This window comes from uncultured Roseibium sp. (assembly GCF_947494555.1).
In the GTDB taxonomy this organism is placed as follows: domain Bacteria; phylum Pseudomonadota; class Alphaproteobacteria; order Rhizobiales; family Stappiaceae; genus Roseibium.
Map to the genome: position 1 here is coordinate 539353 of NZ_CANLVF010000002.1, position 14215 is coordinate 553567.

11 protein-coding genes are annotated in these 14215 nt (G+C 57.0%); 6 read left to right on the plus strand and 5 right to left on the minus strand.

What is annotated here, in order from left to right; all coding sequences use genetic code 11:
• Nucleotides 1–39: 39 nt before the first annotated feature.
• Together Q0915_RS10970 and Q0915_RS10975 are read left to right on the plus strand one after the other, a co-directional pair.
• Complete coding sequence (locus Q0915_RS10970) at nt 40–1182, plus strand: TauD/TfdA family dioxygenase (protein WP_299471280.1); 1143 nt, start codon at nt 40–42, stop codon at nt 1180–1182.
• Complete coding sequence (locus Q0915_RS10975; RefSeq protein ID WP_299471282.1) at nt 1179–1787, plus strand: HD domain-containing protein; 609 nt, start codon at nt 1179–1181, stop codon at nt 1785–1787. The genes Q0915_RS10970 and Q0915_RS10975 overlap by 4 nt, the downstream gene beginning before the upstream one ends.
• Before the next feature lie 52 nt (nt 1788–1839).
• Here Q0915_RS10975 and Q0915_RS10980 read toward each other — a convergent pair whose 3' ends face one another.
• Nucleotides 1840–2877: a M23 family metallopeptidase gene (locus Q0915_RS10980; protein ID WP_299471284.1), complete on the minus strand. Its 1038-nt coding sequence runs from the start codon at nt 2875–2877 to the stop codon at nt 1840–1842.
• Between the two features lie 110 nt (nt 2878–2987).
• Between Q0915_RS10980 and Q0915_RS10985 the strand changes: the two genes are divergently transcribed.
• Nucleotides 2988–3752: an FKBP-type peptidyl-prolyl cis-trans isomerase gene (locus tag Q0915_RS10985; protein WP_299471286.1), complete on the plus strand. Its 765-nt coding sequence runs from the start codon at nt 2988–2990 to the stop codon at nt 3750–3752.
• Between the two features lie 50 nt (nt 3753–3802).
• On the opposite strand, the gene Q0915_RS10990 is transcribed toward Q0915_RS10985, so the two are convergent.
• Both Q0915_RS10990 and sthA read right to left on the minus strand, forming a co-directional pair.
• Nucleotides 3803–5224, minus strand: a complete 1422-nt coding sequence (locus Q0915_RS10990) for an 8-oxoguanine deaminase (RefSeq protein WP_299471288.1) — start codon at nt 5222–5224, stop codon at nt 3803–3805.
• Nucleotides 5225–5338: 114 nt separating this feature from the next.
• A complete protein-coding gene (sthA, locus tag Q0915_RS10995; RefSeq protein WP_299471291.1) occupies nt 5339–6739 on the minus strand; it encodes a Si-specific NAD(P)(+) transhydrogenase in 1401 nt (466 codons plus the stop codon).
• 408 nt (nt 6740–7147) lie between these two features.
• Between sthA and Q0915_RS11000 the strand changes: the two genes are divergently transcribed.
• The 3 genes from Q0915_RS11000 to Q0915_RS11010 all read left to right on the plus strand — a co-directional run bounded on the left by Q0915_RS11000 (nt 7148) and on the right by Q0915_RS11010 (nt 11079).
• The gene (locus Q0915_RS11000) at nt 7148–9334 is read left to right on the plus strand and encodes an anthranilate synthase component I (RefSeq protein WP_299471293.1); all 2187 of its coding nucleotides are present in this window, start codon (nt 7148–7150) and stop codon (nt 9332–9334) included.
• A gap of 66 nt (nt 9335–9400) precedes the next feature.
• On the plus strand, nt 9401–9925 hold the full coding sequence (locus Q0915_RS11005; protein WP_299471297.1) for a TerB family tellurite resistance protein: 525 nt from the start codon (nt 9401–9403) through the stop codon (nt 9923–9925).
• A gap of 215 nt (nt 9926–10140) precedes the next feature.
• Nucleotides 10141–11079, plus strand: a complete 939-nt coding sequence (locus tag Q0915_RS11010) for a hypothetical protein (RefSeq protein ID WP_299471299.1) — start codon at nt 10141–10143, stop codon at nt 11077–11079.
• Between the two features lie 17 nt (nt 11080–11096).
• On the opposite strand, the gene Q0915_RS11015 is transcribed toward Q0915_RS11010, so the two are convergent.
• Both Q0915_RS11015 and ilvD read right to left on the minus strand, forming a co-directional pair.
• Nucleotides 11097–12188, minus strand: a complete 1092-nt coding sequence (locus Q0915_RS11015; RefSeq protein ID WP_299471301.1) for a metal-dependent hydrolase — start codon at nt 12186–12188, stop codon at nt 11097–11099.
• A gap of 134 nt (nt 12189–12322) precedes the next feature.
• Nucleotides 12323–14167 (minus strand): dihydroxy-acid dehydratase, encoded by a 1845-nt coding sequence (ilvD, locus tag Q0915_RS11020; RefSeq protein ID WP_299471304.1) that lies wholly within the window; start codon nt 14165–14167, stop codon nt 12323–12325.
• Nucleotides 14168–14215: the final 48 nt, after the last annotated feature.

The window sequence follows — 14215 nt, forward strand, 5'->3', positions numbered from 1 at the left end:
GTCGAGGTTGTCATTGGTGATAAAGGAGAGGCCCGGCAAATGAGCGACGTTACAATAAGCGAGGCGGGAAACATCCTCGTTCTCGCCACGGATCAAGGCCTGTTCAGGTTCCATGCCGTCTGGTTGCGCGACAATGCCTGGGACGAAGAAACCCGGTCGCGCACGAACGGGCAACGCCTGATAGCACTTCGCGACATCGACGCGAATGTCACCATTTCCGCAGCGCGTATCGACGACGGCACCGTCTCCGTCACCTTTGCGCCTGAAAACAAAGAGATCCGGTATTCGCTCGGATGGCTGATCACTAATGCCTACGACCGCCCCCAAAGGACTGAGAAAGGCTGGCTTGCCGCCAACGTGGAAACCTGGGACGCCACTCTCAGCGACAAAATTCCATCTGACGACTTTGGGCGTGTCGCCACCGATCAGGGTGCCAAACACCACTGGCTCTCGGGTGTGGCGCGGTATGGGTTCGGCAAGCTTACCAATGGACCAATAGAAGATCAGGCTTTGATGAGGGTCGTTGACCTGTTCGGACATGTAAGAGAAACCAATTACGGACGCCACTTTGAGGTCCGCACCGAAGTCAATCCGACCAACCTTGCCTATACGGGCCTCGGGCTTCAGGCACATACCGATAACCCCTACCGTGACCCGGTACCGACGGTGCAGGTGCTTTATTGTCTGGAAAGCTCGGCAGCTGGCGGCGAAAATATGGTGGTGGACGGTTTTTGGGCGGCCCTTCGCCTCAAGGCCGAGAATCCGGATTGGTTCGGCGTTTTGAGCCGCTATTGCACGCGTTTTGAGTACGCTGGCGATAAAGGCGTCGTCCTGCGGTCCCGCAGACCGATGCTCGAACTCGCACCGGACGGCGAACTCACGGCGGTTCGCTTCAACAACCGGTCAGCGGCCGCAACGACGGACGTTCCCTTCGAAGACATGGCGCTCTATTACGAAGCGTACCGAAGACTTGGCGAGATCATTGACGACCCCGCAATGGAAGTCACTTTCCGCTTGGAGCCCGGCGAATGTTTCCTCGTTGACAACACCCGGGTTCTTCACGCCCGCAAGGCTTATTCAGGAACGGGCACGCGCTGGCTCCAGGGATGCTATGCCGACAAGGACGGCCTTTTGTCCACTCTGGCGTCTTTGCAGGCGACAATGCATGAGGCAGCCGAATGAGCCAGCAGGATTTCTCCACGCTTTCACGAGACAATATCGTGGCGTTTCTGGGAGACATTTTCGAACGTTGCGGTGACGAGGAGTATCTCGGCGAGCCGGTTACAATGGCGCAACACATGCTTCAAGGTGCAAGTCTCGCCGAGCAGAGGGGCCTCGACGATGAGATAATCGTGGGTGCCCTGCTGCACGATATCGGTCACTTCACATCTGAGTTCGGTACCTTTTCGATGGAGGACACCAAGGACCGATATCACGAGGAAGCCGGTGCCAGGGTTCTCAGTGCCTTCTTTCCCGCGGTGATCGTTGACTGCGTGCGATACCACGTGGCGGCTAAAAGGTATTTGTGCGCAACAAAGCCCGAATACTTCGACCGGCTTTCAGAGGCATCGGTTCACTCGCTCAATCTTCAGGGCGGCCCCATGAGCAGTGACGAGGTCGCCGAGTTCGAAAGAAACCCGAATCTGGAGAAGATTATCCAGGTGCGGCACCTCGACGAAGCAGGCAAAGAACCGGATATGGCAACTCCGGACTATTGGCATTTTGCGCCGATGGTGCAGAGCCTGGTTGACCGGCATCTTTTCGCACAAGGCGAAATACCGGCGTGACCGATCGAGCCGTTTGAGGCGCGGACCGGCGCCTATTTCGTAGATCTTTGTTTCAACCGTCGAGGGCGAACCGGGAGGTTTTTTGCCGGAAAACTTCGCCGTTGCGAACGAGGGTCACTGTGCCGGTGTAATCGCCGGCCGGCCAGGTCGCTGACCTGAGCTTGCGCCCCGCAAAGGCCACCCACTGCGCCTTTTGCCGTTCGACCGGCTCGCCTTCCGATTCAGCAAGGATCCCCTCCGGCCCCTCCACTCGCAGCGTGACACGGTCACCTTTTTGCAGATTGATCAACCTGGCAAAGAAAACGAGCGCAGGAGAGCGGCTCTCCGGCTGCGAAGCGAGCCCCTGTTCAAGGTCCAGCGATTTTACCGGCCCGTCCGCAAAACCGGACTGAATGATCGTGCCTTCGGCATCGGCGAGGAGCGGTTCAATGTCTCCCTGCCAGAGCGGTTGGTCATAAGATAGGGTCTCGCTTGTTCCCTCGTTGCAACGCGTAAGACGCGGCCCCGCCTGATCGAAACTTCCCAGAAACGGATCGACCGTTTTACCGTCCTTGCGAACCGAGAGATGCACGTGGGGGAATGCCGCGAACCCTGAATATCCGACTTGACCAAGTTTCTGGCCGCGTTCGACCCGATCCCCCCCCGAAACGGCAAGGGAACCCTGGCGGAGATGGCAATATTGCGTTTCCCAGCCGCCTCCGTGTGCAATCACAACGCCGTTGCCGCATTCCTTGTCCGCGACACGTTGCCTGTCTTGTTCCGAGACGACAAGCCTGTCCGGCATCTCGTCTCGCACCCCTCGCACAACCCCTGGCGCTGATGCGACGACATCCGCGGTTTCCGCAGTGTCCAAAACGCGGAAGTCCGTGCCCTTATGGCCGTCATAACCGGCGCGGAAGCAGGTCGCTGTCTGGACTTCGCTGCCGGGATCGATATCTACATAGTTCTGGACGAAACAGTCTTCACCGAGCTTGCAGACGATGGGAAGCCCCAGCTCGAGATCTGCTGCCGATGATGAATTGGCCGACATCAGACCGACTCCAAGAGCGATGGTTCCCTTCACCAATGTCACGTTCAAAAGCCGCATCATCGACAGATCCTTTTCAAGTTATGGCTCGTAAAGACACCGTGACTTGCAATCAAGCGGTCGATGGCCGACCTTTCCCGAAACTAGTCTCAAAATTCTATGGAACAAGCGTGATGATTAAGTGGCTGACCACTGTTTTGATGGCGTTCTTTTTGTGTCTCCCGGCAGCTGCGCAGGAAGAACTTCAAATCAAGGACATTGAAAAGGGAACCGGAGAAGAGGCCAATGTCGGTGAAACCGTCGTCGTTCACTACACCGGTTGGCTGATGGACGGCACGAAATTCGATTCAAGCGTGGATCGGGGAACCCCGTTCTCGTTCACGCTCGGCGAAAGACGGGTTATTCCCGGGTGGGAAAAGGGTGTTGAGGGCATGCAGGTCGGCGGCAAGCGTGAACTGATCATTCCCCCAGAGATGGCTTACGGCGCACAAGGTGCGGGCGGCGTCATTCCACCGAATGCAACATTGAAGTTCGAGATCGAACTCCTGGATGTGAAGGGCAAGAAGTTCTCCGATATCGGCAACAAGGAATTGGAGGAAAAACTCGCAGCGGGCGCGACCGTCATCGATATTCGACGTCCGGACGAGTGGCGCGAAACAGGCGTCCTTGAGGGAAGCCATCTGGTCACCTTTTTCGATGAAAGCGGAAACGTGAACCCGGAATTCGGTGCCAAGCTGCAGCAGCTGATTTCAGGTCCGGCAGACGAAGTCGTTCTGATCTGCCGCACGGGACGCCGCAGTCAGGTTTTGTCGGAATATCTCGCAGGCCAGGCGGGCTTTACCAACGTCGTCAACGTTCAGGACGGTATCATGAGCTGGATTGCTGATGGCGGACAAGTTGCGGAAGCGACCATGCCTGAGAAATGCTGGCTTTGCTGATCCGACAGCTCTTTTCAAATAAGCAGGAATGTGCGGGCGCCCGGACTGAATCAATCCCCGGTGGCGAGGTCCAGGCTCATGCGGTTATGGTCCCGAATAACCTTGTCTATGTCCAAGGTGACGATCTGTCCGTCAGCAACCAGAATCTTGCCGTTGACGACGGTCGTCCTGGCTAATTGCGGACTGCAAAACACGACGGCCGCTACCGGATCGTGGAGCCCGCCGGCAAACTGCAATGAATTAAGACCAAGCGTGAAGAAATCAGCGCACTTTCCTGTTTCCAAAGATCCTATGTCGTCCCGCCCCAAGACGGAAGCGCCGCCGAGTGTCGCAAGTTCCAACGCCTCACGGGCGGTCATCCACTCTCCGGCCCGCGAAGGGTGCGCCAGGGGAAGTGACGGGGTTCCATCCGTTTCTACGGTGGGCTGCAAACCCAGATTGAGCCTTGCCAGCAACATCGCCTGACGGACTTCGGACAGCATGTTGGATCCGTCATTGCTGGCCGACCCATCCACGCCCAATCCGACTTTCACACCCGCAGCCATGTATTTCTTGATCGGCGCTATTCCGGACGCGAGACGCATGTTCGAACACGGGCAATGGGCTGCACCACAGCCCGTTTTTGCAAAAAGCTGTATTTCGCCGTCATTCACGTGGATTGCATGGGCAAACCAGACATCCTCGCCTACCCAGTCGAGATCTTCCATCCACTCCACGGGGCGTTTTTTGAAGCGTTGCAGCGTATAGTGTTCTTCGTCCAGTGTTTCGCAAAGATGCGTGTGCAGCATGACGCCCTTGTCACGCGCCAAAAGAGCGCTCTCGCGCAACAGTTCTTCTGATACCGAGAATGGAGAGCACGGTGCCACGACGACCTGTGTCATCGCACCAGCGTCCGGGTTGTGATAGCGATCGATTACTCGAATTGTGTCTTTGAGAATGTCATCTTCGTCCTCGACACACTCATCGGGTGGCAAGCCACCCTTGCTTTCGCCAAGTGACATCGAACCGCGGCTGGCGTGAAAGCGCACGCCAAGATCTTGCGCCGCCTCGATCAGGTAGTCGACCTTGTTTCCGCTCTGGAAAAGGTAGGAATGATCGAACACGGTGGTGCAGCCGGAAAGCGCCAGCTCTGCAAGACCGACCAGCGCACTCGCTCTGGACGCATCCGGACCGGTCCTTGCCCAAACCCGGTAATGCGCCTGCAGCCAGGGAAACAGGTTGTTGTTTTGTGCAGCGGGCAGGTTGCGTGTCAGTGTTTGATTGAGGTGATGATGGGTGTTCACGAAACCGGGGAGAACAATTTCTCCCGACGCATCAATCACCATTTCTGCGGTATCTGGCAGCTCTTCTGAAGGGCCGACCTGTGTAATGAAACCGTTTTCGGCATAGAGCCCGCCCTTCCTGATCTCACGGCGCTCCTTGTCCATCGTGACAAGTATGTCCGCGTTTTTCAAAAGAAGTGTGCGTGGCATCTGTGACTTTCGCGGTCGCTCGAATCAAACATGGCGTGAATGCATAGCGTATGCGCGATACCGATCGGTTACCAAGACAGTCAAAAGCAAAGACGGTCAGCGATTTACGCCATACTAATCGGGAAGCGGCGGCATCCGGTTCCACGCGTCGAGCGCCGCGATCTTGTAAGCTTCGGCAAGCGTCGGGTAGTTGAACGTGTTTTCAACGAAATACTCCAGCGTTCCTTTCAGGTTGAGAACCGCCTGCCCGATATGAACGAGTTCCGTTGCCCCCTCACCCACGATGTGGCAACCAAGCAGACGCCTCGTCTTGAGCGAAAAAATCATCTTCAGCATTCCGGTATCGAGACCCATGATGTGGCCGCGAGAGGTTTCCCGGAAACGCGCGACGCCGCATTCATATGGGATGCCACGTTCCTTGATTTCTTCCTCGGTCATGCCGACGGTCGAAATTTCCGGAACGGCATAGATTCCATAGGGAAAATAATCAGGCGGGTCATAAGCCGATTCACCAAGCGCATGGCAGGCAGCGATGCGGCCCTGCTCCATGGATGTGGACGCAAGACTTGGAAAGCCGATCACGTCGCCTGACGCAAATATGTGCGGAACCTCGGTCTGGAACGTGGACGGATCGACCTTCAGCCGGCCCCTGTGATCCACCGACAGGCCACATTTGTCCAGATTGAGTCTCGGTGTCGCGCCCATGCGTCCTGCAGCAAAGAGAATGACATTGGTGCGAACGCAGCGCCCTCCTTCCAGGGTGATTTCGCAATCCGCCGGGCCATGCTTTTCAATTTTCTCGACCGTGGCTCCAAACCGAAGAGCGATCCCGCGGTCGCGAAGCTGGTGCGTGAAATCAGCCACAAGTTCCTTGTCGAGGAAGTCGAGCATGGTCTCGCGCGGCTCCACGAGTGTCACATGAACGTCGAGCGCCGAGAAGATGGATGCATACTCCACGCCGATCACCCCCGCCCCGATGACGGCGATTGAGCGCGGGATCTCGCTCAGCTCCAGGATCTCGTCGCTGTCCAGAACATACTGGCCGTCGAACGGGACATATTCGGGACGAAACGGCTTGGTACCAACCGCGATAATGTATTTGTCGGCCTTGTATTTCAGGATTTCGCCGGCGTCGCCCTCAACTTCGATGACATGCGGGTCCAGAAATCGCGCCTCGCCACGAACGGTATCCACCTTGTTTCGGGAGAACTGGTGCTCAAGAACGTCAACCTCGTGATTGAGCGTAATGTGCAGCCGTGCCCTGAGGTCTGCAGCAGTGAGATCCTGTTTAACGCGATAGGAACTGCCGTAAAATCCGCGCTCGCGCCAACCTGTGAGATTGAGAACGGTCTCGCGCAGTGTTTTGGACGGGATCGTACCTGTGTGGACGGACACCACGCCGACCCTGCGGCCCCGCTCGACGACCAGAACATCCCGACCGAATTTCGCCGCCTGGATCGCAGCGCGCCGCCCCGCCGGCCCGCTCCCGATCACGATAAGATCGTAATGCTCCATGTGCCCCTCATTGCTCTTCCGACTGCGTCCCGTTCACAAGCACCGGAATCATGCCGAGCTCATGTTTGTTGACGCATTGCAAAACAGTATCTTGAATTGCGGGTCAAGACTGGCGGAAAAATATGAGCAGGTGCTTGCACGAATTGGACAAAAAAGCGGCAATTCAGGTCCGTCACTCAATAGACCGTTGCCATTGAAAGCCACTTCCGGTATGCGTCGTGGCATGAGAACGATCCTGAATTCAGTATGGTGGTGGCGCGGCGCGAAATAGGCGGCCTGCGATCAATCATGCTTTGAAAGGATCGAAGAAACTCACCAAAGGCCGCCGCGGGATACCGCTGGCGGCCTTGGTGTTTTAAGAGGCCGCCAATCTCCCAAATGGCCATCAGATACGGGAACGGAAATACCATGCCGCCGCTGGCAGATCAGAGTTACGAAACACCGAGCGGGATCACGATCCTGCGGTCGTCGCGCCCCTCCAACTACGATACGGGTACTTCCGAGTGGATTGACCGGTTGGACAGCGAGCTTGGCGCCGTTCTGTCTTCGTCCTATGAATATCCAGGGCGCTATACCCGCTGGGACATGGCATTGGTCAATCCGCCGCTCGTCCTTGAAGCAGCGGATCGCAAGGTCGAGATCCGGGCACTTAACGAGCGTGGCAAGATACTGGTGCCGGCGATTGCCGATGCACTGCGGCCGCTTGATGTCATAGACACCTTCAGTGCAAGCGACGACAAAATCGTTCTGACCGTCAAGAAACCCGATCGTCTCTTCAACGAGGAAGAACGGTCCCGTCAGCCTTCCACATTCTCCATTGTGCGCGCGATCAAGGATCTCTTTGCCTGCGATGATGACCAGCTCGGTCTCTATGGCACCTTCGGATATGACGTGGCGTTTCAGTTCGAGCAGATCGAACTGAAGCTGGAGCGACCGGACGATCAACGAGACGTAATCCTGTTCCTCCCGGACGAGATCCTCATCGTCGACCATCACGGCAAGCGTGCCTATGTGCTTGAATACGACTTTTCAGTGAATGGACGCACAACCAAAGGTCTTGAACGGACGGGGCAATCCAGTCCCTATGCGCCTGCCAACCGGGATCCCGGACGCGGCGATCATGAACCTGGCGAATACGCCAAGCTGGTTGAAAAGGCCAAGGACTACTTCCGGCGCGGCGACTTGTTCGAGACCGTTCCGGGGCAGACCTTCTACGAGCCTTGCGCCAATCCTCCATCCGCTGTCTCCAGGCGTCTTGCGCAGATAAACCCCTCTCCCTATTCCTTCTTCTTCAATCTGGGCAATGCCGAGTATCTCGTCGGAGCCTCACCGGAAATGTATGTGCGCGTGACCGGCGGGCGTCGCGTGGAGACCTGTCCGATCTCTGGAACCATCCGGCGCGGAAAAAACGCCATTGAAGACGAGGCCCAGATCCGCAAGCTCCTCAACTCCGCCAAGGACGAGGCGGAGCTTACGATGTGTTCCGACGTCGACCGGAACGACAAGAGCCGGGTCTGCGTTCCGGGCTCTGTCAAGGTGATCGGACGGCGGCAGATCGAAATGTATTCCCGCCTGATCCACACCGTGGATCATATCGAAGGCATCTTGCGACCGGACATGGACGCTCTCGATGCCTTCCTCTCCCATACATGGGCAGTAACCGTAACCGGGGCACCGAAACGATGGGCCATGCAGTTCATCGAAGATCACGAAAAGTCGCCGCGCGCCTGGTACGGCGGCGCAATTGGCGCCGTTCTGTTCAACGGTGACATGAACACCGGCCTCACATTGCGGACGGTTCGGATCAAGGACGGCACAGCTCAGATCCGTGCCGGTGCAACGCTGCTCTACGACAGTGTGCCGGAAGACGAAGAAGCGGAAACCGAACTCAAGGCCGAAGCCATGCGCGCTGCAGTGCGCGAGGCTGGACTTGCGGCAAAATCCTATGAAAAGCAGGAAAGCAGCAAGCCAGGAAACGGGCTGAAGATCCTGCTGATTGATCACGAAGACAGTTTCGTCCACACACTTGCGAATTATTTCAGACAAACCGGTGCAGAAGTCGTGACCTACCGGACACCGGTTGCTGACCATGTTTTTCACGATGTCAGTCCGGATCTGGTTGTTCTTTCGCCCGGACCGGGAAACCCGAAAGACTTCGACTGCGCTGCAACGATCGGCCGGGCGCGGGCCCGCGCATTGCCGATATTCGGCGTCTGTCTCGGTCTTCAGGCCCTTTCGGAATATTTCGGCGCAACGCTCGGCCAGCTTGAAATCCCGATGCATGGCAAACCATCTCCGATCAGTTTGTCCGGAAATTCGCTTCTCTTTGATGGCTTGAATGCGCCTGTGATTGTCGGGCGCTATCACTCGCTGTTTGCGAAGCGCGCGACCCTGCCGAGCGATATCCGGGTGACAGCCGAAACGGAAGACGGTGTTGTGATGGCGATCGAGCACGAAAAAGAGGCCATCGCCGCCGTGCAGTTTCATCCTGAATCGATCATGTCTTTGGATCAGGATGCCGGGCACAAGATCATCGAAAACGTCGTTAGCCGGCTTGTGCACCAAGGAGCACGCCAAGCTGAGCCGGTTTTGTAGTTTTTGTCACACCTCGTTAGCAAAAATTACGCTAAGGATGCGAGCAGAGATTGAAGGAGATTCCCCTTGCACATTCTGCTCGCACTTCTCGCGCTGGCCGCCGGTGCTGCCTACTGGCTCTACCGTGTTCGACAGGCGGCAGACACGACACGCGTGGTGCTGGATGCAGCGCACGATGTTAAGGCAGCCGCGCGCCGCTTCGGCTTTCGCACACGCGCCAATCAGCACCCAAGCGAAGGTGTCGATGACCCTCGTGTCACCGCGGCGGCGTTGCTCGTTCTTACCGCCGAAACGGACGGCGGGATTTCAAAAGCTGAACAGACGGTCATTCTCGAACGGCTGCAGGCTGTCTTTGAGATGTCCGCCGAAGCGGCCGACGAACTGTATCTGTTTGCCAAATGGCTCGCCAACCAGAGTACCAATCCGGATGACATGATCAGACGACTGATCAAAAGAACAGTTCACCTTGGCGGACGCGATACGCTGCCCGATCTCATTCAGATGGTCGCAGCCGTCGGGAATGCAGACACCGGCACTCTGACCGACGACACGGTTCACATAATAGAAAAACTCAAACAGCTGAGTAACTGAGTGAAATTCACTTGAATACGTTTCGAAATCGCGCCTGACGCTGCTTTCCGCCCGGTATTCAGCATATGCGCCTTTCAAAAAGTCTTTGAACCAAAATAAAGTTGATTAACAGATCGCGACGGAGTTCTATTGAATTCCAGTTTTGCTTTTGCACTGTTTTCACAGGCTGGCGCTATAATTATCGGGATCCATCGTTTGGATCCTGGGGAGACGCAATGACCGGCAGCACCAGTTGGACATCGGCATGGCACGTGCGGCTGTGCGGCAAAGCGATTGCTGCCGCGCTTTTGACGGGTGCGGTATCCGCTTCTTTGCCGGTCGCCGAGTTGCGCGCGCAGGACAATCAGGGGCTGCGGAACCACATTCTTGGGATTGGAAACTGCCCACCTTGGAATCCCCAGGCCCGGGAGGTCTGTTACAACAGCCTGGAAAGGGTTGTCGGCGCACTGAGCCCTCGCCTTGATGCCGAACCAGAAGCTGTTCATTTGCTGATCAACGAAGGCGCCAGCGCTTCGGCGCTGAAGCTGAAGGTCACGGAACTCGCCAACGGGCTGGGCCCTAACGACCGGTTGATCATCTATGCGAACCTGCCTCTCGGCCAGCTGGAGGCGGATCAAGGCGAAGAGGTCAACGGATATATTCTCGAGTTCTGGGCCAGCGAACAGCCTGAAACACCGGCCAATGCGATCAGCGAAGGAACATGGATATCAGCACCGGCCTTTGCGGCCATGATCCATACAATCCCGGCGGCTGAAGTTGTCCTGATGCTGGACACGAACAATTCCTACGCCGTCAACATGCATTTGCTGGATACGCATTCCGTCGACCACAAGGAGCGACCGGAGGCACTCGTTTCCTCCGCAGGTGCCGGTCAGACCGCCAACTATTCTGCCGACAGGACAATCTCGCTCTTCGCCAAACACCTCGCACTTGCGCTTGAGGAAACGGACGGGTCCCTGCAGGACGTCATGACGGTAGCCGTTGGCGGGACGCGTCAGGCCGCAATTCCGATTTGCGCGGCATTGAACGAACACAAGGAAGAAACCAGCGCCCCCTCGGCAGACTGCCAACAGGTCCCCCAGATTCACGATCCGAGCGCGATCCTGAACGACACGATGTTGCTACCGGTCATCGAGACAGTGCCGACCGAATAGCACCGGAGGAAGATTTGTCATCCGGACAATGCGCGGCCAGACGAGCAGGTTTCGGAGGTTTGCGCGACAGTCCAGTCACCAGCCGTCATTTCTGCCTTCCGGACGCTCGGGCGCCCCTGCAGACGTTCCTTGAACCAGGCCCAGTCTTCGGCGTCTATCCGTGAGAGGCCTGTCTCCCGCAAGGGCTCAATCGGCTGAATGCTTCCGGCCTCTATCTCTCCGATCGCAAAGCGGAAGGCGTATCCGGGTGTCAGACCCATGCGCAAATCCGAGACCACCACCTTGTCGTCCACGAGTTCTGAGCGGAAATAGCCCCTGCTGAACCATTCCAGTTTTTTGAATGCAGGTGTCTCTGAAAGACATGCCGTGAGCTCGGGATGGCGCGGGTGCTCATAAATCTCAGGTACGGTTTCGCCGTCCAGCAGCGAATAGTACATGTTTTCATAGCGATCTTCGCGCAAGCCGATCACCTTCCAGAGCAAGATATTGAACGGTGCTGCGATCGCGTAAATTTCCTGTGGCGGTTCACCTTCGCTCTGGAACAGCGTCTGTGCACGCGCTTCGACATATTGCTGGAGAACCACGCTCAAGCCCATGTAGCCGGTCGTGAAAACAAGCGCTCCAGCGACCCAGTTTCGCAATCTAGACGTCCAGTTTTTCTTGCAAAGCGCGTAAATCACCACGAGCAGAAGCGGCACCGAATAGATCGGGTCGATGATAAAGACCGAACCAACCCCCACCGGGTCGGGATATAGCGGCCAGAAAATCCGGGTTCCATAGACCGTCATCGCATCGATCATCGCGTGCGTTGTCAGAACCAGGAAAACAGCCCCCCAAGTCAGCCAACGATGGTCGCGAAGTCCCTTGAACAGGCGCATAAGGACTTCGCCGATCACAGGTGCTGCCAGCGCGTGGACGAAGATCGAATGCGACCAACCACGGTGGTACACGAAACTGTCGATCGGATCGTCGAATGGAATGAATACATCAAGGTCCGGAAGCGTGCCCAGCAATCCGCCCATCAGCGCGGCTTTGCGCGGTCCGATCTTGCTTCCGAGGCAGGCGGTCGACACGGCTGCACCCAGAACAAATTGCGTAATTGAATCCATATATAAGACCGTTTTGGCTAGGCTCGGTAAGGTTAGCCGGATATGTGGTAATGCGTACCCAAAGGCAAGAAGGCCATATAAAAAAGGCAGGTTTTCAAACCCGCCTTTTTCAAGAATAGAGCAAAAATTAGAGCTTAGTCGACTTCGCGCACGGCGCCCTTGGCGGCGCTCGTCGTCATTTTGGCATAGGCGCGGAGCGCCTTTGTGACCTTGCGCTTGCGTTTTTCGACAGGTTTCCAGGCGTCATCACCTTTGGCGTCCATGGCCGCGCGGCGTTGCGCCAGTTCCTCGTCCGAGATGTCGACCTTCAGGATCCGATTAGGGATGTCGATGACGATCGTATCGCCTTCTTCCACCAGCCCGACAGCGCCGCCTTCGGCAGCTTCCGGGGACATGTGCCCGATCGACAGGCCGGACGTGCCACCCGAGAAACGCCCGTCCGTGACCAGGGCACAATCCTTGCCGAGCCCCTTCGACTTCAGGTAACTCGTCGGATAGAGCATCTCCTGCATGCCAGGGCCACCGCGTGGTCCCTCATAGCGAATCAGAACAACGTCACCCGCTTTCACCTTGTTGGTCAGGATCGCGGAAACCGCGCTGTCCTGGCTTTCAAAAATACGGGCGGGACCCGTAAATTTCAGGATACTCTCATCGACGCCGGCGGTCTTCACCACGCAGCCTTCTTCGGCAATGTTACCGTAGAGCACCGCAAGTCCGCCATCCTGGCTGTAGGCATGTTCCCCTTCGCGAATGACACCGGTCTGACGGTCGAGATCGAGGTCGTCCCAGCGCCTGTTCTGACTGAACGCGGTTTGTGTCGGAACACCGCCGGGAGCCGCCTTGTAGAAATTATGTACGCTTTCCGAATTTGTCTGGCAGATGTCCCAACGCGCGAGCGCTTCCTTCATGGTTGTGGAGTGAACGGTCGGGATGTCGGTATGAAGCTTTCCGGCGCGGTCCAGTTCGCCGAGAATTCCCATGATGCCCCCTGCCCGGTGAACATCTTCCATGTGTATGTTCTCGACGGCGGGCGCGACCTTGCACAGAACCGGTACCTGCTTTGACAGGCGGTCGATGTCGTCCATCGTGAAACCGATTTCCCCCTCGTAGGAGGCAGCAAGAAGGTGCAGGATCGTGTTAGTCGACCCTCCCATGGAAATGTCGAGCGTCATGGCATTTTCGAACGCTTGGAAGTTCGCAATGTTGCGCGGCAGGACACTCTCGTCGTCTTGCTCGTAGTAGCGCTTGGCCAGATCGACGATCAGGTGTCCGGCCTCAACAAACAGGCGCTCGCGATCCGCGTGCGTTGCGAGCGTCGAACCGTTCCCTGGCAGCGCAAGACCCAGTGCTTCCGTCAGGCAGTTCATGGAGTTGGCGGTGAACATGCCGGAACACGAGCCGCAGGTCGGACAGGCATTTTGTTCCATTGCCAGAACATCGGCATCGGACATGCGGTCATCGGCGGCAGCAACCATGGCATCGACCAGGTCAATCGACTTCTGAACACCGTTTTCGAGGACCACCTTACCGGCCTCCATCGGTCCACCCGAAACGAACACGACAGGAATGTTCAGGCGCATGGCCGCGTTCAGCATTCCCGGCGTGATCTTGTCGCAGTTGGAGATGCAGACCAGGGCGTCGGCACAATGGCCGTTGACCATGTATTCCACAGCATCGGAAATAACTTCGCGGGAGGGCAGCGAATAGAGCATGCCGTCATGACCCATGGCGATGCCGTCATCAACTGCAATCGTGTTGAATTCCTTGGCGACACCGCCGGCTTTTTCAACTTCACGCGCGACCAGTTGCCCGAGGTCCTTCAGGTGCACGTGGCCCGGCACGAACTGTGTGAATGAGTTCGAAATCGCGATGATCGGTTTGCCGAAATCATCGTCCTTCATGCCGGTCGCGCGCCAAAGGCCCCGCGCTCCGGCCATGTTGCGGCCATGAGTGGATGTTCTGGAACGATACGGGGGCATAAGTCTCTCCCTACACTTTGCAGGCCTTCCGATCGCGTCGGCTTTGCA

Coding starts and splice junctions, on each gene's coding strand:
- Q0915_RS10990 (WP_299471288.1), bottom strand. CDS start 5,224: ATGCCACGCACACTTCTTTTGAAAAACGCGGACATACTTGTCACGATG.
- Q0915_RS11010 (WP_299471299.1), top strand. CDS start 10,141: ATGACCGGCAGCACCAGTTGGACATCGGCATGGCACGTGCGGCTGTGC.
- Q0915_RS11015 (WP_299471301.1), bottom strand. CDS start 12,188: ATGGATTCAATTACGCAATTTGTTCTGGGTGCAGCCGTGTCGACCGCC.
- Q0915_RS10980 (WP_299471284.1), bottom strand. CDS start 2,877: ATGATGCGGCTTTTGAACGTGACATTGGTGAAGGGAACCATCGCTCTT.
- sthA (WP_299471291.1), bottom strand. CDS start 6,739: ATGGAGCATTACGATCTTATCGTGATCGGGAGCGGGCCGGCGGGGCGG.
- Q0915_RS10985 (WP_299471286.1), top strand. CDS start 2,988: ATGATTAAGTGGCTGACCACTGTTTTGATGGCGTTCTTTTTGTGTCTC.
- Q0915_RS10970 (WP_299471280.1), top strand. CDS start 40: ATGAGCGACGTTACAATAAGCGAGGCGGGAAACATCCTCGTTCTCGCC.
- ilvD (WP_299471304.1), bottom strand. CDS start 14,167: ATGCCCCCGTATCGTTCCAGAACATCCACTCATGGCCGCAACATGGCC.
- Q0915_RS10975 (WP_299471282.1), top strand. CDS start 1,179: ATGAGCCAGCAGGATTTCTCCACGCTTTCACGAGACAATATCGTGGCG.
- Q0915_RS11000 (WP_299471293.1), top strand. CDS start 7,148: ATGCCGCCGCTGGCAGATCAGAGTTACGAAACACCGAGCGGGATCACG.